The sequence below is a fragment of the Streptomyces sp. NBC_01257 genome (assembly GCF_035917255.1).
Classification (GTDB): domain Bacteria; phylum Actinomycetota; class Actinomycetes; order Streptomycetales; family Streptomycetaceae; genus Streptomyces.
This window is the reverse complement of sequence record NZ_CP108472.1, coordinates 7,039,511-7,061,607: the sequence shown is the minus strand read 5'-3', so window position 1 is coordinate 7,061,607 and position 22,097 is coordinate 7,039,511. Positions and strand designations below refer to the sequence as shown.

16 protein-coding genes are annotated in these 22,097 nt (G+C 71.0%); 12 read left to right on the top strand and 4 right to left on the bottom strand.

Features of this window, described 5'->3' with window-relative positions:
• Positions 1–79: 79 nt before the first annotated feature.
• On the top strand, positions 80–1,009 hold the full coding sequence (locus OG408_RS30830) for a VCBS repeat-containing protein (RefSeq protein ID WP_326673131.1): 930 nt from the start codon (positions 80–82) through the stop codon (positions 1,007–1,009).
• A gap of 86 nt (positions 1,010–1,095) precedes the next feature.
• On the opposite strand, the gene acnA is transcribed toward OG408_RS30830, so the two are convergent.
• The gene (gene acnA, locus OG408_RS30825) at positions 1,096–3,822 is read right to left on the bottom strand and encodes an aconitate hydratase AcnA (protein ID WP_285571520.1); all 2,727 of its coding nucleotides are present in this window, start codon (positions 3,820–3,822) and stop codon (positions 1,096–1,098) included.
• Between the two features lie 311 nt (positions 3,823–4,133).
• The gene (locus OG408_RS30820; RefSeq protein WP_285571517.1) at positions 4,134–4,784 is read right to left on the bottom strand and encodes an MOSC domain-containing protein; all 651 of its coding nucleotides are present in this window, start codon (positions 4,782–4,784) and stop codon (positions 4,134–4,136) included.
• Positions 4,785–5,037: 253 nt separating this feature from the next.
• Here OG408_RS30820 and OG408_RS30815 point away from each other — a divergent pair, with 253 nt between their 5' ends.
• Together OG408_RS30815 and OG408_RS30810 are read left to right on the top strand one after the other, a co-directional pair.
• Complete coding sequence (locus OG408_RS30815; protein ID WP_266784036.1) at positions 5,038–6,567, top strand: helix-turn-helix domain-containing protein; 1,530 nt, start codon at positions 5,038–5,040, stop codon at positions 6,565–6,567.
• A 137-nt stretch (positions 6,568–6,704) separates the two neighbouring features.
• Positions 6,705–7,313: a hypothetical protein gene (locus tag OG408_RS30810; RefSeq protein ID WP_326673127.1), complete on the top strand. Its 609-nt coding sequence runs from the start codon at positions 6,705–6,707 to the stop codon at positions 7,311–7,313.
• Positions 7,314–7,408: 95 nt separating this feature from the next.
• Here OG408_RS30810 and OG408_RS30805 read toward each other — a convergent pair whose 3' ends face one another.
• Positions 7,409–8,170: a metallophosphoesterase family protein gene (locus OG408_RS30805; protein WP_326673125.1), complete on the bottom strand. Its 762-nt coding sequence runs from the start codon at positions 8,168–8,170 to the stop codon at positions 7,409–7,411.
• Positions 8,171–8,608: 438 nt separating this feature from the next.
• Between OG408_RS30805 and OG408_RS30800 the strand changes: the two genes are divergently transcribed.
• The 8 genes from OG408_RS30800 to sbnA all read left to right on the top strand — a co-directional run bounded on the left by OG408_RS30800 (position 8,609) and on the right by sbnA (position 20,323).
• Positions 8,609–9,493, top strand: coding sequence for a phosphotransferase (locus OG408_RS30800; protein ID WP_326673123.1), 885 nt, complete (start codon positions 8,609–8,611; stop codon positions 9,491–9,493).
• 28 nt (positions 9,494–9,521) lie between these two features.
• On the top strand, positions 9,522–11,549 hold the full coding sequence (locus OG408_RS30795) for an ABC transporter ATP-binding protein (RefSeq protein WP_442806080.1): 2,028 nt from the start codon (positions 9,522–9,524) through the stop codon (positions 11,547–11,549).
• A gap of 86 nt (positions 11,550–11,635) precedes the next feature.
• A complete protein-coding gene (locus OG408_RS30790; RefSeq protein WP_326673121.1) occupies positions 11,636–11,845 on the top strand; it encodes an alpha/beta hydrolase in 210 nt (69 codons plus the stop codon).
• Positions 11,846–12,012: 167 nt separating this feature from the next.
• Positions 12,013–14,562 (top strand): Pls/PosA family non-ribosomal peptide synthetase, encoded by a 2,550-nt coding sequence (locus OG408_RS30785; protein ID WP_442806079.1) that lies wholly within the window; start codon positions 12,013–12,015, stop codon positions 14,560–14,562.
• Entirely contained in the window at positions 14,559–17,039 is a 2,481-nt protein-coding gene (locus OG408_RS30780; RefSeq protein WP_326673120.1) for a non-ribosomal peptide synthetase, read from the top strand. The genes OG408_RS30785 and OG408_RS30780 overlap by 4 nt, the downstream gene beginning before the upstream one ends.
• Positions 17,040–17,069: 30 nt before the next feature.
• The gene (locus OG408_RS30775; RefSeq protein ID WP_442806078.1) at positions 17,070–18,098 is read left to right on the top strand and encodes a TauD/TfdA family dioxygenase; all 1,029 of its coding nucleotides are present in this window, start codon (positions 17,070–17,072) and stop codon (positions 18,096–18,098) included.
• Positions 18,095–19,243 (top strand): 2,3-diaminopropionate biosynthesis protein SbnB, encoded by a 1,149-nt coding sequence (sbnB, locus tag OG408_RS30770; protein WP_285571450.1) that lies wholly within the window; start codon positions 18,095–18,097, stop codon positions 19,241–19,243. Before OG408_RS30775 ends, sbnB begins: the two co-directional genes overlap by 4 nt.
• 54 nt (positions 19,244–19,297) lie before the next feature.
• The gene (sbnA, locus tag OG408_RS30765; RefSeq protein WP_266784023.1) at positions 19,298–20,323 is read left to right on the top strand and encodes a 2,3-diaminopropionate biosynthesis protein SbnA; all 1,026 of its coding nucleotides are present in this window, start codon (positions 19,298–19,300) and stop codon (positions 20,321–20,323) included.
• A 76-nt stretch (positions 20,324–20,399) separates the two neighbouring features.
• Here the strand turns inward: sbnA and OG408_RS30760 are convergent, their stop codons facing one another.
• Entirely contained in the window at positions 20,400–20,819 is a 420-nt protein-coding gene (locus tag OG408_RS30760; protein ID WP_266784021.1) for a TOBE domain-containing protein, read from the bottom strand.
• A gap of 181 nt (positions 20,820–21,000) precedes the next feature.
• Here OG408_RS30760 and OG408_RS30755 point away from each other — a divergent pair, with 181 nt between their 5' ends.
• A complete protein-coding gene (locus OG408_RS30755) occupies positions 21,001–21,993 on the top strand; it encodes an arsenic resistance protein (protein WP_285571445.1) in 993 nt (330 codons plus the stop codon).
• The last annotated feature ends 104 nt before the right edge of the window (positions 21,994–22,097 follow it).

The following is a 22,097-nucleotide window of genomic DNA, read 5'->3' as shown; positions in this document are numbered from 1 at the left end:
GAAGTCATGACACGATTCGGATGAAACCCGTGGCCTGCCCATCCTGTCGGGATGGGCGGGCCACAACTCATCTAGATCCATGGAGTACTTCGTGGCCAAAACCTCTGGCCGTAAGCACAGACGGATAGCCGCACGCGTGGCAGCCGCGGCACTCACCGCCGCACTCGTCGGTACCGGCACGTCCGCCGTCGCCGCCGACTCCCCGCAGCCCTCGCTGGGCTCGCCGGCCGCGGCACCTTCCGCCGCGACGGCTGCCGCCGCGGCCGTCACCCCCAACTTCGCGCTGTACGGTCTCACCTCCGGTGGCTCCGCGTACGCGTACCGCTCGAACGGCAAGGGCGGGATCACCTCCCGCGAGCTCAAGGGCTCGGGCTGGCAGGGAGTGTCCAACCTCCTCCAGGTCGCCAACACCCAGAAGAGCAGCGGCGACGCCGACGGCATCTGGTTCCGCGAGTCCAGCGGCTACCTGGGATACCTGAAGTTCGACGCCTCGAGTCCGGTCAAGGTCGGCAGTGGCTGGAACATCTACAACAAGCTGGTCTCGCCCGGCAACCTCGGCGGCGCGGCTGCCGGCGACCTGCTCGGCCGGGACAGCGGCGGCAACCTCTACCTCTACCTGAACTACGGGAACGGCTCGCTGACGAGCCGCTACAAGGTCGGTGGCGGCTGGAACGCGTACTCGCAGATCGCCGGCAACGGCGACCTGAGCGGTGACGGCAAGAACGACATCGTCGCCCGCGACTCGGCCGGCGTCCTGTGGCTCTACAAGGGCACCGGGAACTACAAGGCCCCGTTCTCCGCCCGCACCAAGATCGGTTCCGGCTGGAACACGTACAACCAGCTCATCTCCACGGGTGACATCACCGAGGACGGCCGTACCGACCTCGTGGCCCGTGACAAGACCGGTGCGCTGTACCTGTACAAGGGCACCGGCAAGGCCTCGGCCCCGTTCGGCGGCCGCGTGAAGATCGGCGCGAGCGGCTGGAACAGCTACCGCTTCCTCTTCTGAGCCGGTAGCACCTCCCCCACATCATGAGAGAGGGCCGCACCCCCGTCGCCGGGGGTGCGGCCCTCTCGCCGTACTGCCGCTGATCCCTACTTGCGGATCAGGCTGCGGAGCACGTACTGCAGGATGCCGCCGTTGCGGTAGTAGTCCGCCTCACCGGGGGTGTCGATGCGGACGACGCCGTCGAACTCCACACCGGTGTCGGTGGTGACCTTGACCGTGCGCGGGGTGGTGCCGTCGTTCAGCTCGGTCACGCCGGTGAAGGAGAAGGTCTCCTCGCCGGTGAGGCCGAGGGTCTCCGCGGTCTGGCCCTCCGGGAACTGGAGCGGGAGGACGCCCATGCCGATGAGGTTCGAGCGGTGGATGCGCTCGTAGGACTCGGCGATGACGGCCTTGACGCCCAGGAGCGCGGTGCCCTTGGCCGCCCAGTCGCGGGACGAGCCGGAGCCGTACTCCTTGCCCGCCAGGATGACGAGCGGGGTGCCGGCGGCCTGGTAGTTCTGCGAGGCGTCGTAGATGAACGACACCGGAGCCGCGTCAGCAGTCGCAGCCTGGGTGAAGTCGCGGGTGTAGCCGCCCTCGGTGCCCGGCGCGATCTGGTTGCGCAGGCGGATGTTGGCGAACGTGCCGCGGATCATGACCTCGTGGTTACCACGGCGCGAGCCGTAGGAGTTGAAGTCACGGCGCTCGATGCCGTGCTCCGTGAGGTACTTGCCGGCCGGGGTGTCGGCCTTGATCGCACCGGCCGGGGAGATGTGGTCGGTGGTGACCGAGTCGCCCAGCTTGGCGAGGACGCGGGCGCCCGTGATGTCGGAGACCGGGGTGGTCTCCATCGTCATGCCCTCGAAGTAAGGGGGCTTACGGACGTACGTCGACTCGGCGTCCCACTCGAAGGTGTTGCCGGTCGGGATGGAGAGCGCCTGCCACTGGGCGTCGCCCGCGAAGACGTCCTGGTAGGACTTGTTGAACATGTCCTCGCCGATGGAGTTGGCGACGACGTCGTTCACCTCGGCCTCGGACGGCCAGATGTCGGCGAGGAAGACGGGCTTGCCGTCCTGGTCGACGCCGAGGGCGTCCTTGGTGATGTCGACCTTCATCGAACCGGCGATGGCGTACGCGACGACCAGCGGCGGGGACGCCAGGTAGTTCATCTTGACGTCGGGGTTGATCCGGCCCTCGAAGTTGCGGTTGCCGGAGAGCACCGAGGTGACGGCCAGGTCGTGGTCGTTGACCGCCTTGGAGACCTCTTCCGGCAGCGGGCCGGAGTTGCCGATGCAGGTGGTGCAGCCGTAGCCGACGAGGTTGAAGCCGACCTTGTCGAGGTACGGGGTCAGGCCCGCCTTGTCGAAGTAGTCGGTGACGACCTTCGAGCCCGGGGCGAGGGTGGTCTTGACCCACGGCTTGCGGGTCAGGCCCTTCTCCACGGCCTTCTTCGCCACGAGCGCCGCGGCGACCATGACGTACGGGTTCGAGGTGTTGGTGCAGGAGGTGATCGCGGCGACGGTGACGGCGCCGTGGTCCAGCTCGTACGTGGTGCCGTCGGGGGCGGTCACGGTGACCGGGTTCGACGGGACGCCGTTGGCGGCGGCCGGGGAGTCGGAGGCCGGGAAGGACTCCTTGCCCGCCTCCTCGTCGTCCGAGACGTAGTTGCGCACGTCCTGGGCGAACTGCGCCTTGGCGTTCGCGAGGACGATGCGGTCCTGCGGGCGCTTCGGGCCGGCGATGGAGGGGACGACCGTGGAGAGGTCGAGCTCCAGCTTCTCGGAGAAGTCGGGCTCGGCGGCCGGGTCGAGCCAGAGGCCCTGCTCCTTGGCGTACGCCTCGACGAGAGCGACCTGCTGGGCGTCGCGGCCGGTCAGACGCAGGTACTTCAGCGTCTCGTCGTCGATCGGGAAGATCGCGGCGGTGGAGCCGAACTCCGGCGACATGTTGCCGATGGTGGCGCGGTTCGCGAGGGAGGTGGCGGCGACGCCCTCACCGTAGAACTCGACGAACTTGCCGACGACGCCGTGCTTGCGGAGCATCTCGGTGATGGTCAGCACGAGGTCGGTGGCGGTGGTGCCGGCCGGGAGCTCGCCGGTCAGCTTGAAGCCGACGACGCGCGGGATGAGCATGGAGACCGGCTGGCCGAGCATCGCGGCCTCGGCCTCGATGCCGCCGACGCCCCAGCCCAGCACGCCCAGGCCGTTGACCATGGTGGTGTGCGAGTCGGTGCCGACGAGGGTGTCGGGGTACGCCTGGCCGCCCCGGACCATGACCGTACGGGCCAGGTGCTCGATGTTGACCTGGTGGACGATGCCGGTGCCCGGGGGGACGACCTTGAACTCGTCGAAGGCGGTCTGGCCCCAGCGCAGGAACTGGTAGCGCTCCTTGTTGCGGCCGTACTCCAGCTCGACGTTCTGGCCGAAGGCTTCCTTCGTACCGAACTTGTCGGCGATGACGGAGTGGTCGATGACCAGCTCGGCCGGCGCCAGGGGGTTGATCTTCGTGGCGTCGCCGCCGAGCTCCTTCACGGCCTCACGCATGGTGGCGAGGTCCACGACACAGGGCACACCGGTGAAGTCCTGCATGATCACGCGGGCCGGCGTGAACTGGATCTCCTGGCTGGGCTGAGCCTGGGAGTCCCAGCCACCGAGCGCCCGGATGTGGTCGGCGGTGATGTTCGCGCCGTCCTCCGTGCGGAGCAGGTTCTCCAGCAGCACCTTCAGGCTGTAAGGGAGGCGCGCGGAGCCCTCGACCTTGTCCAGCTTGAAGATCTCGTACGACTCGTCGCCCACGCGCAGCGTGCTGCGGGCGTCGAAGCTGTTCGCCGACACGACAGTCTCCTTCATCAATGTGCGCGTAACCCCGCGCCGCGCCTCACTTCGGGCGGGCGCCGCGTGGTGCCGCCTTCGGCGAACCGGCCATCCGCTAAGGTAAGGGTTAGTTAGGTAACCCTTACCGCGCGGCGGCCCGCTGTGCGCCTTCGGCATATATCTCGATGTCGAGATAACTCTAGTACATCGCCGCGGAAGGGTCATGTCCGGCCGCCCCGCCCCGCCCGCCACCACCCCACCGGCCGGTGCGCGGGCGGGGCGCGGAGGCCCTCCGCCACACGGTCCGGCGGCGGACCGGGCAGTGGCGGCGCCTACTGGGCGGCCCGGCGGCGGACCGCCTCCTTGGTCCCCTCCTCCAGGGCGTCGGCGGGGAGCAGCAGTGGCAGCAGCTCGGGGTTCAGCGTCGTGGCCCGGAAGACGAGCCCGACGGTCACGTCATGACCGGGCCGGTGCACGATCTCGACCGGGTCACCCGCCCGGATGTCGCCGGGTTCGACGACACGCAGATACGCGCCGGGCACGGCGGCCGCGGTGAACCGCTTGATCCACCCGTCGCGCTCCAGCCAGCCCTGGAACGTTCCGCAGGGGATCCGCGGACAGGAGACCTCCAGGACGACGTCCGGCCCGATCCGCCAGCGTTCGCCGATCAGGGCGCCGCTGACGTCCAGCCCCAGGGTCGTGAGGTTCTCCCCGAACACACCGTTGCCGAGCGGCGTCCCCAGCTCGCCCTGCCAGACGTCGAGGTCCTCGCGGGCATAGGCGTACACGGCCTGGTCGGTGCCGCCGTGGTGCCTGACGTCGTAGACGCGGTCGCCCGCGAGCCCGACCGCGCCGGTGCCCTTGGGCCCGGGAGCGGTGACGGCGACCGGCCCGTCGACGGGCCGCTTGTCGATACCTGTCGCGCCGATCCCCTTCCAGGGGTTGGGACGGGGACGGCCGATGTTGACCGAGAGCACCTTCATGACGCGGACCCTACGAGCCCGCGGCCCACCCGGTCGAGGCGTTTCCCCCTCCACCCCGGACGCCAGACGCCGGACGCCGGCCGCCGTCAGCCGCCGATGGCCGCACACCGCATGCCGACCGGGCACAGGAACGGCACCCTGGAGTCGGCCGCTCCCCACTCCGCACCGTTGCTCCACACCTCCGCACACAGCCGTCACCCGAACGCCCTACCCCACCACCGGTCCCATCTCATATCTGAGATAACCTTTCGGCATGTCAGATGACTACCTCGTACGTATCGGCAAGCTCATCCGTGACGCCCGTCAGCACCGGGGCTGGACACAGAGTCAGCTGGCCGAGGCGCTCGCCACGAGTCAGAGCGCCGTGAACCGCATCGAGCGCGGCAACCAGAACATCAGCCTTGAGATGATCGCGCGCATCGGTGAAGCACTCGACAGCGAGATCGTGTCGCTCGGATACGCCGGTCCCATGCATCTGCGGGTGGTCGGCGGACGCCGGCTCTCCGGCGCCATCGACGTCAAGACCAGCAAGAACGCGTGCGTGGCGCTGCTCTGCGCCTCGCTGCTCAACAAGGGCCGCACGGTCCTGCGCCGGGTGGCCAGGATCGAGGAGGTCTACCGCCTGCTGGAGGTGCTGAACTCCATCGGCGTGCGCGCCCGGTGGATCAACGACGGCACCGACCTGGAGATCGTCCCGCCTGCCCGCCTCGACATGGACGCCATCGACGCGGACGCCGCGCGCCGGACCCGGTCGATCATCATGTTCCTCGGGCCGCTGCTGCACCGGATGGACCGGTTCAAGCTGCCGTACGCGGGCGGCTGCGACCTCGGCACGCGGACCATCGAGCCGCACATGATCGCGCTGCGCCGCTTCGGACTGGAGATCGCCGCGACCGAGGGCATCTACCACGCCCAGGTCGACCACTCCGTCACGCCGGGCCGCCCCATCGTGCTGACCGAGCGCGGCGACACGGTGACCGAGAACGCCCTGCTGGCCGCCGCCCGGCACGACGGCACCACCGTCATCCGCAACGCGTCCTCCAACTACATGGTCCAGGACCTGTGCTTCTTCCTGGAGGCGCTGGGCGTACGGGTGGACGGCGTCGGCACGACGACGCTGACCGTGCACGGGGTCCCGACCATCGACGTGGACGTCGACTACTCCCCCTCCGAGGACCCGGTCGAGGCGATGAGCCTGCTCGCCGCCGCCGTGGTGACGGAGTCGGAGCTGACGATCCGCCGGGTGCCGATCGAGTTCCTGGAGATCGAGCTCGCGGTCCTGGAGGAGATGGGCGTCGACTGCGCCCGCACGGCGGAGTACGCCGCTGACAACGGCCGCACCCGGCTGGTCGACCTGACGGTCCGGCCCTCCAAACTGGAGGCGCCGATCGACAAGATCCACCCGATGCCGTTCCCGGGCCTCAACATCGACAACGTGCCGTTCTTCGCGGCCATCGCCGCCTCGGCCCACGGCCAGACCCTCATCCACGACTGGGTCTACGACAACCGCGCCATCTACCTCACCGACCTCAACCGCCTCGGCGGCCGCCTCCAGCTCCTGGACCCGCACCGGGTCCTGGTCGAGGGCCCCACCCGGTGGCGCGCCGCGGAGATGATGTGCCCGCCCGCGCTGCGGCCCGCGGTGGTGGTACTGCTCGCGATGATGGCGGCCGAGGGGACCTCCGTACTGCGCAACGTGTATGTGATCAACCGCGGTTACGAGGAACTGGCGGAGCGGCTGAACTCGGTGGGCGCGCAGATCGAGATCTTCCGGGACATCTGACAGACGAACGCGCACCCCCTGTCGCAGGCGCCCCCGGCGTCGTCGGTTCACTCGGCGGAGTGGAGTGAACCGGCCGCCGGGGGTATTTCGGCCTCGCGCTGCCCGGCGCCCGTGCCGGCCTGTCCAACGATGAGCGCATGTCATCGATCACTCTGCGTTCGCTGGCCCGCCGCGTGGTTCCCACGCTGCTGGTCGCCCAAGTCGTCCTCCTTCCCCTCCAGCCCGCCTCGGCCGCCGGGCACCCGGCGCAGCCGTGCCGGTCCGCGGCCGCCTGCGGTTCGGTGGTCGTGGCTCCCGTCTCGCAGGCCGCTCCGGACGACGGTCCGTGCACCAGCCCGGAACCGGTGGTGTGCCTGATCCGGAGCGAGACGCCGCAGGAGCGTGAGGTCGCCCGTGATCAGCGGATGCGCTATCACGGCCTCCTGAAGGACATGGAACGCACGGAGTGCGCCATGCGCGCGGAAGGGCGCTCCGAGGAGGACATCGCCCGCGCGCTGGTCCAGATGCGCAACGACGCCAAGGACATCGTCCGCGCCGGCATGACGCCGGAGCAGGTGGCGGAACTGGAGGCGCGCAACGAGAAGAAGTACGGCAACCCGCTCGGCCCGACGGCGGACCAGCTGTACCTGAAGTACGGCTCGTGGGAGAAGGTCGCCGACGCCGCCACGCGTTCGAGCGAGGCCGTGGACCGCGAACTCGGTCTGGAATTCCGGCACTGCTCCTGTGAGGTGCTCCAGGCGGCGTGACATACGTCGGCTCCGAACGCGCCCGGGGCGCCCAGGTTCGCGCCTGGACACCCCGGGCGCCTGTGGTGGGGTCCACGTGGACACCCGGGCACCTGTCACACGGTGTCACCGCGCCCGTCCCGCGGGCCGAAGGCCGCGAGGGCGTCGGCGTCGGTCGCCCGGGCCCGGAGGAAGTAGTCGGCCCACTCGGTGATTCCGGGGTAGGACGAGTCCCGGGCCAGCCGCGTGATCGCCGCCTCGATGTCGTAGTCCGTGGTCCGGAGCTCGACGCCGGGGCCCAGGAGCGCCCAGTGGGCTCCGGTGCGGCCGTAGGGCATGCCGACGCTGCCGGGGTTGACGACCAGGCGGCCGTGGGCGAGGCGGACGAACGGCATGTGGGTGTGGCCGAGGACCACCGTGCGGACGTCGGCGTCGAGTCCGCCGAGGACCTCCCGCCAGCGGTCGGGACGGGAGTCGACCAGGACGACCTCCTCATCGTCCCTGGGGGTGGCGTGGCAGAACAGGACCCTCCCCATGCCGTGCACGGGGAGGGTGAGGGACAGCGGCAGGCGGGCGAGGAGTTCCAGGTGGTCCGGGCGCAGCTGTCCGGCGGCCCAGGGGGCGATCGGGTCGGGGACGGTGTCGCGCCGGCCGGTGCGGTGTTCGAGGAGTTCGCGGTCGGCGTTCCCGCTGACCCAGGCGACACGGTCCCCCAGGGACGTCAGCAGATCCAGCACCTGGGCAGGTTGCGGGCCGGCGGTGATGTCGCCGGTGAGCACGATGCGGTCCGCGGCGCGGACCTCCGGCTCGGCCAGCACCGCCTCGCGGGCGGGCAGGACTCCATGGATGTCGGACAGGACGGCCACTCGCTTCGGCATGGTCACCACTGTGGCGTGACGGCCGGGCGGCGGGGCCCCGTTCCGCTCCCCGCGTAGACCGCTGCCGGCACGCCCGCTCCTGTGTGCCGACCCCGCTTCGCAATCCCCCATAAGCAGTACCCAGACCCACAGGAGTGATCGAACGCAGGATCACGGGCCGGTGCTCTCAGTCGTATCAAGGGGAGCCCCTCTATTCGATATTGCGTTCTAGATTTCGCCCTCGCGCACCCGTAACGGAGACGCGAGAACCCCGGTTAACCGAGCACCTGTCCGTATCGCATCCCAAGGAACACTCATGCATCGCTTGCCTCACCCTGCCCTCGTTCATCCTGTGTTCGAGAAGACGACGACTCCTCGCCCGGCCGCGTCCGCCCATCTCGCCCAGGGCTGCACCGGATTCCTCAGCGACGGCTCCCGACCGGATACGAGGTACCTGGCATGAAGGGGTCCCGCAGTCTGCCCGCGGCACTGGCCCGGTGGGTCGAATCGGTCCTGGGACCGGTTCAGGTCCTGCGCGACGCCTCGCACGCCCGCGCGGACTCCCAGGTCTGGGAGGTCGCCGGCCGCGCCGGGCGTCACTACGTGAAGCTGGCGCCGCGACCGGTCCTCTACACCCGTGAGACCCGCGCCTACCGCGAGGCCGTCCCGCGACTCGGATTCGCCAACGCTCCTGTATTGAAGGACAGTTCGGCGCAGTTGCTGGCTCTGGTCCTGACCGCCGTCGACGGCCGGCCCCTCAAGGGTGCGGCCGCTTCGCCCGCGCGGCGGCGCGCCGCGCACCAGCAGGCCGGCCGGCTGCTGCGTCTCTTCCACGAGGCGCTGCCTCGGCCTCGGGCCGGGGCCGAGGCCGAGGCCGCGCACGCCGTCGAGGCGACCCGCGCCGGCCTGGAGAAGCACATCACCGGCGCAGGTGACCATCTCTCCCCTGCCGAGGCCGACATGCTCCGTCGCCTCGTCAGCTCCCTCCCGGCCCTCGGCCCACTGCCCTTCGGCCTCCTCCACGGGGACCTCTGGGAACGCAACATGCTCTGGAACGGGCGGCGTTGCGCGCTGATCGACTACGAACGCAGCGCCCCGGGTCCGCTCGTCGCCGACTTCGTGAGACTCGCCACCGCCGTCTGGCCCGACCACCCCGATCTGCGCACCGCGATGTTCGCCGGATACGGGCGGGATCTCTCCGCCGCCGAGCGGCAGGCGCTGGTGGCGTTCGCCGCGGCGGACGCGGCGAGCGCGCTGGCCCACGGCCCCCGCCTTGGCGATGCCGAGGTGACCGTACGCGGCCGCCGTACCGTCGAGCGTCTGGTTCGGGAGGGGTGGCGATGAGCTGCGCACACGACCGGGGAGGCAACCCGTGAAGAGGTTCTTCGGACCGCTGAAGATGGCGGAACCGCAGGTGTCCGAGGCCGAACGGGAGTTGTTCGGCGGGCCGTTGCGGTACGACATGGGCTGGTCCCAGCACGAACACGCCACGCTCGACCTGACCATGGTCTCGGCGCTGCGTTCCATGCCGGCGCTGGTCGGTGCGACGCTGCGCATGGCGTGGAGCGCCGACCGACGCGCGCTCCTCGCGGTGGGGGTCAGCGAGATCGGTCAGGGCATCGCCGCGGCGGTCGGCCTGCTCGCCGTCAACTCCGTCATGCACGCCCTGCTCGGCGGAACCGGCACCGCCGCCGACCGGCTGCACGCCCTGCTGCCCGGTCTGTCCGCCGCGGCCGGCATCGCCGTCGCCAACTCCGTTCTGGCGGCGTGGTCCACCTCACGCGCCGGGCGTCTCGAACCGCTCGTCGAGCGGATCGCCACCACGCAGTATCTGGACGCCGCAGCATCCGTGGAGCTCGAAGCCATCGACGACCCGGACTTCCGCAGACTCGTCGACATCGCCCAGTTCGGCCCGGCCTCCGCCCGCCGCATGATCGGTTCCTGCGTGTCCGCGCTGAACGGGATCATCTCGCTGATCGCCACCGCCGGGGTGCTCGGCGTCCTGGACTGGACCCTGCTGCCCATGCTGGTCCTCATCGCCGCACCCCGCGGCTGGGGCGCGATGCGGGTGGCGCAGGAGCGGTACGTGTCGGTGATGAGCTGGATCGAGCACGTGCGGGCCAGCCGGCTCATCGGCAACCTGCTCACCGAGCGCACCGCCGCCCAGGAAGTGCGCATCCACGGCGTCGGTGCCTTCCTCCTCAGCCGGTACCGGCGGATGGCCGAGAGCGCCGAGGCCGAGCAGGAGCGGCTGGCCTCCCGCAAGGCCCTCACCGAATGGGTCGCCGCCGCGCTGTCCGGTCTGGCGATGGCGGTGACGTACGGGACCATGTTCTGGCTGATCATGAGCGGGCGGATGAGTCTGGCCGTGGCCGGCACCGCGGTCATCGCCGTCCGCTCCGGATCGGCGAGCCTGGGCGCGCTGGTGATGAACGTGAACCAGCTGCACGAGGAGTCCCTGTACGTCCGGGACCACTCGCGCTTCCTCGGCCAGGCCGCCCGGCGCGCCATCCCCGAGGGCGGTGAGGCCGTACCCGACCGGGTCGAGCACATCGCCCTCGACAAGGTCACGTACTCCTATCCCGACCGTGGAAGACCGGCGCTGGACGAGGTGTCGCTCACACTGCCCATGGGGTCGGTCACGGCGGTGGTCGGTGAGAACGGTTCCGGAAAGAGCACGCTGATGAAGGTGCTCTCGGGTCTGCTCCTGCCGCAGGCCGGGACCCTGCGATGGGGCGATGCGGACATCGCCGGTCTCGACCGCGCCCAGGTCTTCGAGCGGGTCGCGCTGCTCACGCAGGACTTCCAGCGCTGGCCGGTGACCGCCGCGATGAACATCCGGATCGGCCGCCCGGAACACCCGGCATCGGCGGCGGACCTGCAGCCGTCCGTCGACTACGCCGGGGCCGGACCGGTCATCGCCAGGCTCCCCGACGGCCTGCAGAGCCTGCTGGCCCGGATGTTCCGCGGAGCGATCGAACTGTCCGGCGGTGAGTGGCAGAAGGTGGGGCTGGCCCGTACCCACTGGCGCAGCTCCACCTCGCGGGCGGACAGCCTCCTCATCGTGGACGAACCGACGTCCGCGCTCGACCCGGAGGCCGAGATCGAGGCGTTCGACCGCATCCGCCGGCTCGCCGCCCCGCACCGGGCCGTCGTGCTCGTCACCCACCGGATGTCCGGCGTGCGCCACGCCGAACGCATCTACGTCCTGCACCGCGGGCGGCTGGCCGAACAGGGCAGCCACGACGAGCTGATGGCGGCCCGCGGCCGCTACGCCGCGATGTTCGAAGCCCAGGCCGCGCAGTACGCCCCGGCCGTCCGCATCCCGCGCCCCGCCTCCCCCGTCGACTCCCCGATCTCCCCGGATTCCGCGGGCCCGGGGGCTGGGAACACGGCGTAGGGCGACGGTCCGGCAAGCGCCGGCCTCCGCCCCCAAGGGGCAGGTCCCGGGTCTTTCCGGATGCCGGGGGAAGCACCCGCGCGACGATGCTCGACACCTCGGACAAGGTGAGGGGCAGGCGTCATGAGGGTCAGTCAGGTGTCGGGTGCGCGGAGCGGCGGCAGCCGCTGGAGGGGCGGGGCCACGGCACGTACGGCAGCAGCCCCTGCGTGCGGGAGGTGGCCGACGCCTATCTGGTCTCCCTGAGGATTCCGCCGCGCGGCTCCCGCTGCCCCGCCGTCGAGCCGGCGGGGTGAGAGAAGGGCACCGGGGCACGCCCCGGTGCCCTTTCTTGGGCGAAATATTACTTTTCTTTGGATTTGCGGCAATCCGCCCTCCCGGTCGGTCTCGAATGACTCATAGAGCGTCCCGCGCGTGACCCACGCCGGGCCCACCGAGGTCGAGTCCTGCCCAGGGAGTTCCCATGACGGGAAAGTTGGTCGCCACCGTGTTCCCGAGTAGCGGGGAGGCCGTGGCCTCTCCCCCGGGACCACCCGGCACCTCCGTCACGGGCACGGCCGGGGCACTCGCGCAGGTGCTCGCCGAGGTGATGCACCTGGACCACGTGGACACGGACAGTGACTTCTTCGACGATCTGGGTGCCGATTCCCTGGTGATGGCTCATTTCTGCGCGCGGATCAGGAAGCGCGCCGATCTGGCGCCGGTCTCGATGAAGGACGTGTACGCACATCCCTCCGTCGCCGCCCTGGCAGGCGCGCAGGCGGTCTCCGTACCGGCCACGCCGCCGGAGCCGGAGCCGTCTGCTTCCGCTCCGTCCGCGCGCTCGCCGGCACCCCCCGTGGGCAAGCCCCGGTACGTCCTGTGCGGGGCGCTGCAGCTTCTGGCCTTCCTCGCCTACTCGGGTCTCGTCGCACTGATCGGTGCCCGGGGCTACGAGTGGATCTCCGACGGGTCCGGTCCGGTCGACGTGTACGTCCGTTCCGTCCTCTTCGGCGCCCTGGTCCTCCTGGGGCTGTCCGCCCTGCCGGTCGCGGTGAAATGGGTGCTGGTCGGGCGCTGGACGTCCCGGCGGATACGGGTGTGGAGCCTGGCCTACGTCCGTCTCTGGATCGTCAGGACACTGGTCCGCGCGAACCCGCTGGTCCTGTTCGTCGGATCGCCGCTCTACACGCTCTACCTCAGGGCGCTGGGCGCGCACATCGGGCCGGGGGCCGTGATCTTCTCCCGCAACGTGCCTCTCTGTACCGACCTGCTCACGGTCGGGGGGTCCTCGGTCATCCGCAAGGACTCCTTCTTCTCCTGCTACCGCGCGCACGACGGTGTGATCCAGACCGGCAGCGTGACCCTGGGGCGGGACACCGTCGTCGCCGAGGCGGCGGTGCTGGACATCGGGACCTCGATGGGGGACGGGGCCAGGCTGGCCCATGCGTCCTCCCTGCACAGCGGCCAGGCGATACCGGCCGGCGAGCACTGGCACGGATCGCCGGCCCAGCGTGCCGGTTCGGCGTACGAGGTGGTGGGGCCGGTGCCCTGCGGCGCCCTGCGCAGGTCCGTGCACAGCGTCACCCAGCTGCTGAGCGCCCTGCTCGTCTATCTGCCGCTCGCGGTCGGCGGCCTCGCCATTCTGCTGGCCGAGGCACCGCAGCTGTCCGCGGTGCTGGAACCGGGGCCCTCGGTCCTGACGAGCTGGGTGTTCTACCGGGACGCGCTGGCGGCCTCGTTCGTCCTGCTCTTCGTGGTCGCGCCGCTCGGGTTCCTGCTGCTCGCCATCGTCCCCCGGCTGCTCAGCCGCACGATCCAGCCGGACAAGGTCTACCCGCTCTACGGCTTCCACTACGGCGCGCACCGCGCCATCACGCTGCTGACCAACAGGCGCTTCCTGACCCGGCTGTTCGGGGACAGCTCCGGGATCGTCCCGTACCTCCGGCTGCTCGGCTACGACCTCTCACGGGTGGAGCAGACCGGGTCGAACTTCGGGACCGAGGTGAAGCACGAGACGCCGTACCTGAGTGCGGTCGGGACCGGAACGATGGTGGCCGACGGGCTGTCCATCAACAACGCCGAGTTCTCCAGTACGTCGTTCCGGGTGTCCCGGACCGCGATCGGGGCGCGGAACTTCCTCGGCAACAGGATCGCCTACCCGTCGCGGGGCAGGACGGGCGACAACTGTCTGCTGGCGACCAAGGTCATGGTGCCGGTCGACGGGAACATCCGGGAGAACGTCGGCCTGCTGGGCTCGCCCAGCTTCGAGATCCCCCGCTCGGTCCGGCGTGACAGCAGCTTCGACCTGATGAAGAGCGGCGAGACGCTGCGCAGCGGCCTCGCCGCCAAGAACCGGCACAACGCCGCGTCGATGGGGCTGTACCTGCTGGCACGGTGGTTCTACGCGTTCGTGGTCACCCTGGTCGTGTCGGGGACCGCGGAGCTCTACACCTCGATCGGCGCCGAGGCGGTCGCGCTGGGCAATGTGCTCGTCATGGTCGTGAGCGCCGTGTACTTCGTCCTGGTGGAACGCGCGGTCGTCCGCCGCCACCCGCCGGGCCCGCTGTTCTGCTCGATCTACGACCGCCGCTTCTGGCAGCGGGAGCGGTTCTGGAAGGTGCCGTCGGAGACGTATCTCCAGATCTTCAACGGGACGCCCTTCAAGAGCGTCATCTGGCGTCTGCTGGGTGTACGGACCGGCCGCAGGCTCTTCGACGACGGCTGCTACTTGACTGAGCGCACGATGGTCACCCTCGGCGACGACGTCACCCTCAACGCCGGCAGCGTCGTGCAGTGCCACTCGCAGGAGGACGGCACCTTCAAGTCCGACCGGTCCGCGGTCGGTTCCCGCTGCACGCTCGGGGTCGGGGCGTTCGTGCACTACGGCGTGACGATCGGGGACGGGGCGGTGCTCGCCCCGGACTCGTTCCTCATGAAGGGCGAGACCGTTCCGCCGGGCGCCTCCTGGGGCGGGAACCCGGCCCGTCCGATGCAGGCGGGCAGCGCCCGGGACATGGAGGCGACGCGATGAACACGCACGCACGGTCCGACGCGGAGTACTGGCGCGATGTGCTCACCGCCGGCGGGACCACCTCGGTGCCCCGCTGGACGCGCACCCCGGTGCCGGGCACCTCGGTGGTCGGGGCGACGCTTCCCGCACCCCTCGTCGAACAGCTGGACACGCTGGCGGCATCCGCCGGCGTGGGTGTCACCGCCCTCGTCCTGGCCGCTCACGCCAAGGTGCTCGCGGCGTTGTCCGGTGAATCCGCCGTGACCACCGGCTATGTCACCGCCGCGCACCCGGAACCGCTGCCCTGCCGGCTGACGGCCGACGGCACCTCGTGGCGGGCGCTGCTGCTGCACGCGGCGGCCACCGAGCAGGAGCTGCTGGCGCACCGGGAGTTCGCCGTCGGCGCGCTCCGGGACGAGCTGGGCCTCCCCGCCGCCGCCCCCGAGGCGGTGTTCGATCCGACGGGTGACGCGGAGTCCGTACGGGACACCGCCGTGCTCCGCCTGACGGTCGCGCGGCCGGGCGGGCGGACCGTCATCGGGCTGCGGTACCGCACCGACGTCATCGACGAGGAGTGCGCCACCAGAATCCTCGGCTACCACCTCACCGCACTCCGGCTGATGGCCGCCGGTCCGGACGCGGAACACGCCGGGCAGAGCCTGTTGTCGCACGACGAGATCCGGTACCAGATCGACGGACTCGCCGGACCCCGCCGCGAACTGCCCGGCCTGCCCTGCCACGCGGTGTTCGAGGAGCGGGTGCGCGCCCGCCCGGACGCCGTCGCGGCCGTTCAGGACGGCCGGCGGTGGACGTACCGGGAGCTGAACAGCCGGGCCAACCGGGTGGCACACGCGCTGCTCGACGCCGGTCTGGGCCGTGAGGACGTCGTCGCCGTGGTGAGCGAGCGGACCCTGGAGTGGGTGGCGGGCGTCCTCGGCATCCTCAAGGCGGGCGGCGCCTATCTGCCTGTCGATCCCCACTACCCGCCCGCCCGGGTCGCCGGCATGCTCGGCCGCGCCGGCTGCGCCCTGGCGCTGACCGGGCCCGGCACCACCGCCGCGCTCGGCGGCGCCGGGGACCGCGCGCCGGCCGTCCGGTCGCTGCGCCTGGACCGGGTGTGCGCGGAGGGCGGCGACGACAGCGACCCCGGTGTCCCGGTCGGCTCCGGCGCGCTCGCGTACGTCTTCTTCACCTCCGGGTCCACCGGTGAGCCCAAGGGCGCGATGTGCGAGCACGGCGGACTGCTCAACCACCTCCACGCGAAGATCGACGACCTCGGTCTGGGCGAGGAGGACGTCGTCGCGCAGACCGCGCCGCAGTGCTTCGACATCTCCCTGTGGCAGTTCCTCGCCCCGTTGCTGACCGGCGGCCGCACCCTGGTCATCGGCCAGGAGACGGTCCTGGACGTCCGGCGGTTCCTCGACACCCTGGCCGGGGGCGGGGCCACGGTGCTCCAGGTGGTGCCGTCCTACCTCGACGCCGTGCTGTCCTTCCTGGAGCGGCACCCCCGCGAACTGCCCGCTCTGCGCTGCGTATCGGTCACCGGCGAGGCGCTGCGGAAGGATCTCGTCCAGCGCTGGTTCGGGGTCCGGCCAGGGGTCCGGCTGGTCAACGCCTACGGGCTGACCGAGACGTCCGACGACACCAACCACGCCGTCCTGGAAGGCCCGCCGGACACTGACGTGGTGCCGCTGGGCCGTCCGGTCGGCAACGTGCGGATCTACCTCGTGGACGAGCACCTCGCCCCGGTGCCGCTGGGCGCCCCCGGTGCGATCGCCTTCTCGGGGATCTGTGTCGGCCGCGGGTACATCAACGACGAGGAGCGGACCCGGGCGGCCTTCCTGCCGGACCCCCACCGCCCCGGCGAACGCCTGCATCTCGGCGGGGACTTCGGGCGCTGGCTGCCCGACGGGCAGCTGGAGTTCCTCGGCCGCCGGGACGGCCAGGTGAAGGTCCGCGGGTTCCGGATCGAGATCGGCGAGATCGAGAACGCGCTGCTGCGTGTGCCGGGTGTGCGGGACGCCGCGGTGGTGGTCGTGGAGGACGCCGGGCCCGGCCGGCACCTGACCGCCTTCTGCACCCTGGCCTATCCGATGCGCCCGGACACCGTACGGGAGCGGCTTGCGGACATCCTGCCGGCGCACATGGTGCCGTCCGACGTCCGCCGGCGGGACTCCCTGCCGCTGACCCCCAACGGCAAGACCGACCGCGCGCGGCTGACCGCGCTCGCCGGACGGCCCGCCGCCACCGGCACCCGCGGCGATGACGCCCCCAGCACCCCCACCGAGGAGCGGCTGGCCGGGGTCTGGGCCGCGGTCCTCGGCGTGCCGCGCGACCGGGTGGGACGGCGGGACAACTTCTTCGACCGCGGCGGCACTTCGCTGTCGGCGGTCTCGGTGGCGGTCGCCCTGGACCGTGAGGTCTCGCTCAAGGACCTCGTCCGTCACCCCGTACTCACCGAACTGGCCGCACTGATCGACCGACGCACCACACCGTGAACCGACCACCACCACGAGGAGAGAGCCAGAATGTCTGCCATCGAGACAGCCGACCCGACCACCTCACCGCACGGCCTGGAACCACCGCCCGGCGCACCCGTGATGCTGCGGGTGCCGGACGGCGACGACACCGCCGGCTGGGTGTCCCGGAACCGGGACGGGCTGCGGTCCGCGCTGGAGGAACACGGTGCGGTCCTGGTCCGCGGACTGGGGCTGCGCGACGCGTCCGGCGTCGAGGCGGTCCTGCGTCAGCTGGCCGTCGAACCGGTGCGGGAGAGAGAGGCGTTCGCGACGCGGGAGACCTACGCGCCGGGTGTGCACTCCCCCTCCGCCTGGCCGTCGAACCAGCCCATGTGCATGCACCACGAGCTGAGTTACACCCTCGATTTCCCCGGCCTGATGCTCTTCGCCTGCCTCGCCGAGCCCACCTCCGGCGGAGCCGTCTGCCTCGCCGACGCGTCGGCCGTCCTCGACTCGCTGCCCCGTGGCCCGGCCGAACGCTTCGAGCGGACGGGCTGGCTGCTGACCCGCAGTTACAACGGCGAGATCGGGGCCACCGTGGCCGACGCCTTCGGCACCGACGACCGGTACGCCGTGGAGGAGTACTGCCGCGACCACGCCATCGACTGGGCCTGGCAGCCCGACGGCGCTCTGCGCACCACCCAGCACCGCAGTGCCGTCGTCCGGCACCCGGCCGGCGGACGGCGTTGCTGGTTCAACCAGATCGCCTTCCTGAACGAGTGGACCCTCGACCCCGAGGTCCGCGCGTACCTGGTCGACGAGTACGGAGCCGACGGCCTGCCGTTCAACACCCGTTACGGCGACGGCGGAACCATCGACGAGGACACCGTCCGGCTCATCGGCGCGGCCTACCAGGCGCACACCGTACGTCTGCCGTGGCGCGCGGGTGACCTGCTGCTCGTCGACAACGTGCGGACCGCGCACAGCAGGGAGGCGTACGAGGGGCCGCGCGACGTGGTCGTCGCGATGGCCGCACCGACCCGGCTCGACACCTGTCCGCCGGTGGCGGGCGCTGCGACGGGGGCGGGGCTGCGATGAACACCGGCCATGCCCACGCGGCTGCCTCTCCCGACTCCACCGTCTCCTCCGTCCCCGCTGCCTCCTCCGCGTCCTCTTCCTCCGCCTCCTCCGACGGGATCACCGTTCCTCCGTTCGCCGTGATTCCCGGTGGTCAGGTCCAAGATGCCCTGGAGGGGCACGAGAAGGAGATCGTGGAGGTCGTGGAGGCCACCTACCGGCTGCACGGAGCGGGCAGGACGGTGAACCCGCCCTCCTCGTTCCTCCGCTTCCCGGACCGCCCCGACGCCCGGATGATCGCCCTGCCCGCCTCCCTCGGCAGGGAGTCCGGCCGGGTGTCCGACGGGGACTCGCGGGTGGACGGGCTGAAGTGGATCTCCAGCTTCCCTGCGAACATCGGGTCCGGAGTGCCGCGGGCCTCCGCCGTGCTGATCCTCAACGACCCCGTCACGGGGTACCCGTTCGCGTGCCTGGAGAGCTCGATCATCAGCGCGAGCAGAACGGCCGCCTCGGCGGCCTCGGCGGCCGACCGGCTCAGCCGGGACCGCCCGCGCCCGACCCGCGTCGGGTTCTTCGGCACGGGCCTGATCGCCCGGTACATCCACACCTATCTCCAGGGCTCCGGCTGGTCGTTCGACGACATCGGGGTGTACGACGTCTCCCCGTGCAGTGCCGCCGGATTCCGGCTGTACGCGGAGCAGTCCGGCAGCGCGGCCCGCGTCACCGTGCACAGCGGCCCCGAGGCGCTGATCCGCACCAGCGACCTGGTGGTCTTCGCGACCGTTGCGGGACGGCCGCATGTCAGCGACCCGGCGTGGTTCGACCACAACCCCGTGGTCCTGCACGTGTCGCTGCGCGACCTCGCCCCCCAGGTCCTGCTCGCCTCGACCAACATCGTGGACGACATCGAACACTGCCTCCGGGCCTCGACCTCACCCCATCTGACCGAACAGCTCACCGGGAACCGGGACTTCGTGCACGGCACGCTGGACGACGTGATGACGGGCCTGGTGGACGTGCCGGCGGACCGCCCCGCGGTCTTCTCCCCCTTCGGCCTCGGCGTGCTCGATCTCGCGGTCGGAAGCTACGTCTACGACGAGGTGGCCCGCGCGGGCCGACTGCAGATCATCGACGACTTCTTCCACGAACGGAGCCGTTACGGATGACAGCACCGGCCGGTCCCCCGGCACAGGCACCAGTCCCCCGAAGAGGAGTACGTCATGTCGGTCATATCCGTTCCTCAGGCATTCAACGAGGAGGAGCTCTATGTCGACGTGCGGTCGGTCTTCGGGCAGCCGCTGCTCCTCAAGTGCGAGGGTTTCAACTTCGCGGGCTCGATCAAACTGAAGGCGGCCGCCGAGATGGTGGCCTCGGCCGAACGCGACGGGTCCCTCACCGCCGATTCGGTCCTGGTGGAGTCCTCGTCCGGCAATCTCGGTGTGGCGCTGAGCATGATCGCGGCGAGCAAGGGATACCGCTTCGTCTGCGTCACGGACTCCCGCTGCAACCTCGCGACGCGGCTGATGATGGAGGCACTGGGCAGTGAGGTGCACGTGGTGTCCGGGCAGGAGGCCAACGGAGGCTTCCTCGGCGCGCGGATGGAGTACGTACGGCGCATGTGCGCCGACGACGACCGCTGCGTGTGGCTGAGCCAGTACTCCAACCCGGCCAACTGGAGGGCGCACTACCTCACGACCGCCCCGCAGATCGCCCGCTCGTTCCCCGAGCTGGACGTCCTGTTCGTCGGCGCGGGGACCACCGGAACGCTGATGGGCTGTGCGCGCTTCTTCCGGACCTGGCACCGGCCGGTGCGGATCGTCGCCGTGGACAGCGTGGGCTCGGTGGCGTTCGGCGGTCCCCCGGGCCGCCGGATGATTCCGGGCCTGGGCATGAGCATGCGCCCGCCGCTGCTGGACGAGTCGTACGTGGACGAGGTCGTGCGGGTCGAGGAGGCGGACGCCATCCGAGCCTGCCGCCGCCTGGCCCGGCACGGCTTCCTCTTCGGCGGCTCCACCGGCACCGTGGCGAGCGGTGCGACCGGCTGGCTGGCGGAACACGAGGCGGGGCAGGACCTCACCGCCGTGGCGGTCGCGCCGGACCTCGGGGAGCGCTACCTCGACACCGTCTACCAGGACAACTGGGTCCAGGACCTGTACGGCGAGGACCCGCTGAGCGATCCCCGGCCCGGGGACGAGGGTGATCGGATGCGGCGGAAGGCCTTCTCCCGGACCCCGGAAGCCAGGTAGGGAACGGATATCGCCTCGCAATCCCTGCCGGGCAGCCGCGGGCCGGGCCGGGCCGGACGGGTGGCCGCGGTAAGGGTCAGCCGGCGCCCAGGGAGATCTCGGTGGACTTGACCAGGGCGACCACGGCCGTCCCGGCGGTGATACCGAGATCGGTGACCGCGTCCCTCGTGATCGCCGCGGTGAGCTCGCCGCCCTCGACCGACACCTTGACGCTCGCCATGGCGCCGCCGGCCGTGACGCCGGTGACGGTGCCGGGGATCCGGTTGCGGATGCTCAGCCCCTCGACGGCGCCGGTGGCCAGGGCGACCTCGGTGGACTTGATCAGCGTGCGGACCGGCGTCCCCTCCGCGAGGCCGAGGTCCGTCACGGCCTCGCGGGTGATCGCGGCCGTGATGTCCTGGCCGCCCGTGAGCCGGACCTTCACCGTGGCCATGGCCTCGCCCGCGGTGACGGCGGTGACCGTGCCGGGGATCTGGTTGCGGATGCTCAGGCTCATGAGAGGGTTCCTCTGATTCGTCCGTAAATGCCAGGTATCTCCTGGTACGCGCTCCCACTGTAGACAGGACCGCCCCGGATGTCCGGCTGCCCTGTGGACGGGGGTCGGGCCGGACCTGTGAGGATGGCGGACACCACGGACATCGCGCGGGTGGCCGGTGTGCGCAGCGAGGGAGCAGCGGGTGTCGCAGGAGCCGGCGGGTCCGGTGGAGTGGATGGAACGGCACCAGATCGCGGTGTACCTGGGCGCCATGGCGGCCGGCGCCCTCGTGGGCCGGGCGGCGCCCGGAGCCGGGCCCGGTCTGGAGCACGCGATCAATCCGGTGCTCGGTGCGCTGCTGTTCGTGACGTTCCTCCAGGTCCCGGCCGCCGAGCTGCTCCGTTCCCTGCGCGACGGGCGGTTCCTGTCCGCCGCGCTGGTGGTGAACTTCGTCGTGGTGCCCCTGGTGGTCGCGGCGATGTTCGCGTTCCTGCCCGACGACCGGGCCGTCCGGCTCGGGGTCCTGCTGGTGCTGGTGTGCCCGTGCGTGGACTACGTGATCGTGTTCAGCGGGCTGGCGGGCGGCTCCGGCCGGCGGCTGCTGGCCGCGACCCCGCTGCTGCTGGTCGCGCAGATGCTGCTGCTGCCGGGGTTCCTGTACCTGTTCATGGGGGCGGACCTGGCCGGCGTCGTCGGGGCCGGTCCGTTCGCCGAGGCGTTCGCCGTGCTGATCGTCGTCCCGCTGGCGCTGGCCTGGGCGGTCCAGGCGTGGGCGGCCCGCCGTCCGGCCGGGCGGCGGGCCGCCGACGCCGCGAGCACCGCGATGGTCCCGCTGATGGCCGCCACGCTGTTCGTCGTGGTCGCCTCCCAGGTCCCCGGGCTCGGCGACGGGCTGGGCGGCATCGCGGCGGTCATCCCGTTCTACGCCGCCTTCCTGGTCGTCATGGCCTTCGCCGGCAAGGCCGTCGCCCGGCTGTTCCGGCTGGACACCGCCGCCTCCCGGGCGGTCGTCTTCACCGGGGCGACCCGTAACTCCCTGGTCGTGCTGCCGCTGGCCCTCGCGCTGCCCGACCGGCTGTCGGCGGCCGCCGCCGTCGTGGTGACGCAGACCCTCGTCGAGGTCATCGGCATGATCGCGTACGTACGGCTCGTCCCCCGGCTGGTCCCCGGCGCCGGCTCCGCCGGTGTCTCCTAGGCTCGTCGACGGAGGGCCGAGGAGGCACCGAGGAAGAGGCCGAAGAAAGAACTGAAGAAGAGCGGGCGACGATGTCGAGAACCGGTGACCGGCTCCGTCCCCGT

Bases quoted from the DNA above. Each gene is read 5' to 3' on its own strand.
- sbnB (WP_285571450.1), top strand. From the start codon at position 18,095: ATGAACACCGGCCATGCCCACGCGGCTGCCTCTCCCGACTCCACCGTC.
- OG408_RS30780 (WP_326673120.1), top strand. From the start codon at position 14,559: ATGAACACGCACGCACGGTCCGACGCGGAGTACTGGCGCGATGTGCTC.
- OG408_RS30775 (WP_442806078.1), top strand. From the start codon at position 17,070: ATGTCTGCCATCGAGACAGCCGACCCGACCACCTCACCGCACGGCCTG.
- OG408_RS30820 (WP_285571517.1), bottom strand. From the start codon at position 4,784: ATGAAGGTGCTCTCGGTCAACATCGGCCGTCCCCGTCCCAACCCCTGG.
- OG408_RS30800 (WP_326673123.1), top strand. From the start codon at position 8,609: ATGAAGGGGTCCCGCAGTCTGCCCGCGGCACTGGCCCGGTGGGTCGAA.
- OG408_RS30830 (WP_326673131.1), top strand. From the start codon at position 80: ATGGAGTACTTCGTGGCCAAAACCTCTGGCCGTAAGCACAGACGGATA.
- OG408_RS30785 (WP_442806079.1), top strand. From the start codon at position 12,013: ATGACGGGAAAGTTGGTCGCCACCGTGTTCCCGAGTAGCGGGGAGGCC.
- OG408_RS30805 (WP_326673125.1), bottom strand. From the start codon at position 8,170: ATGCCGAAGCGAGTGGCCGTCCTGTCCGACATCCATGGAGTCCTGCCC.
- sbnA (WP_266784023.1), top strand. From the start codon at position 19,298: ATGTCGGTCATATCCGTTCCTCAGGCATTCAACGAGGAGGAGCTCTAT.
- OG408_RS30815 (WP_266784036.1), top strand. From the start codon at position 5,038: ATGTCAGATGACTACCTCGTACGTATCGGCAAGCTCATCCGTGACGCC.
- OG408_RS30790 (WP_326673121.1), top strand. From the start codon at position 11,636: ATGCTCGACACCTCGGACAAGGTGAGGGGCAGGCGTCATGAGGGTCAG.
- OG408_RS30810 (WP_326673127.1), top strand. From the start codon at position 6,705: ATGTCATCGATCACTCTGCGTTCGCTGGCCCGCCGCGTGGTTCCCACG.
- OG408_RS30760 (WP_266784021.1), bottom strand. From the start codon at position 20,819: ATGAGCCTGAGCATCCGCAACCAGATCCCCGGCACGGTCACCGCCGTC.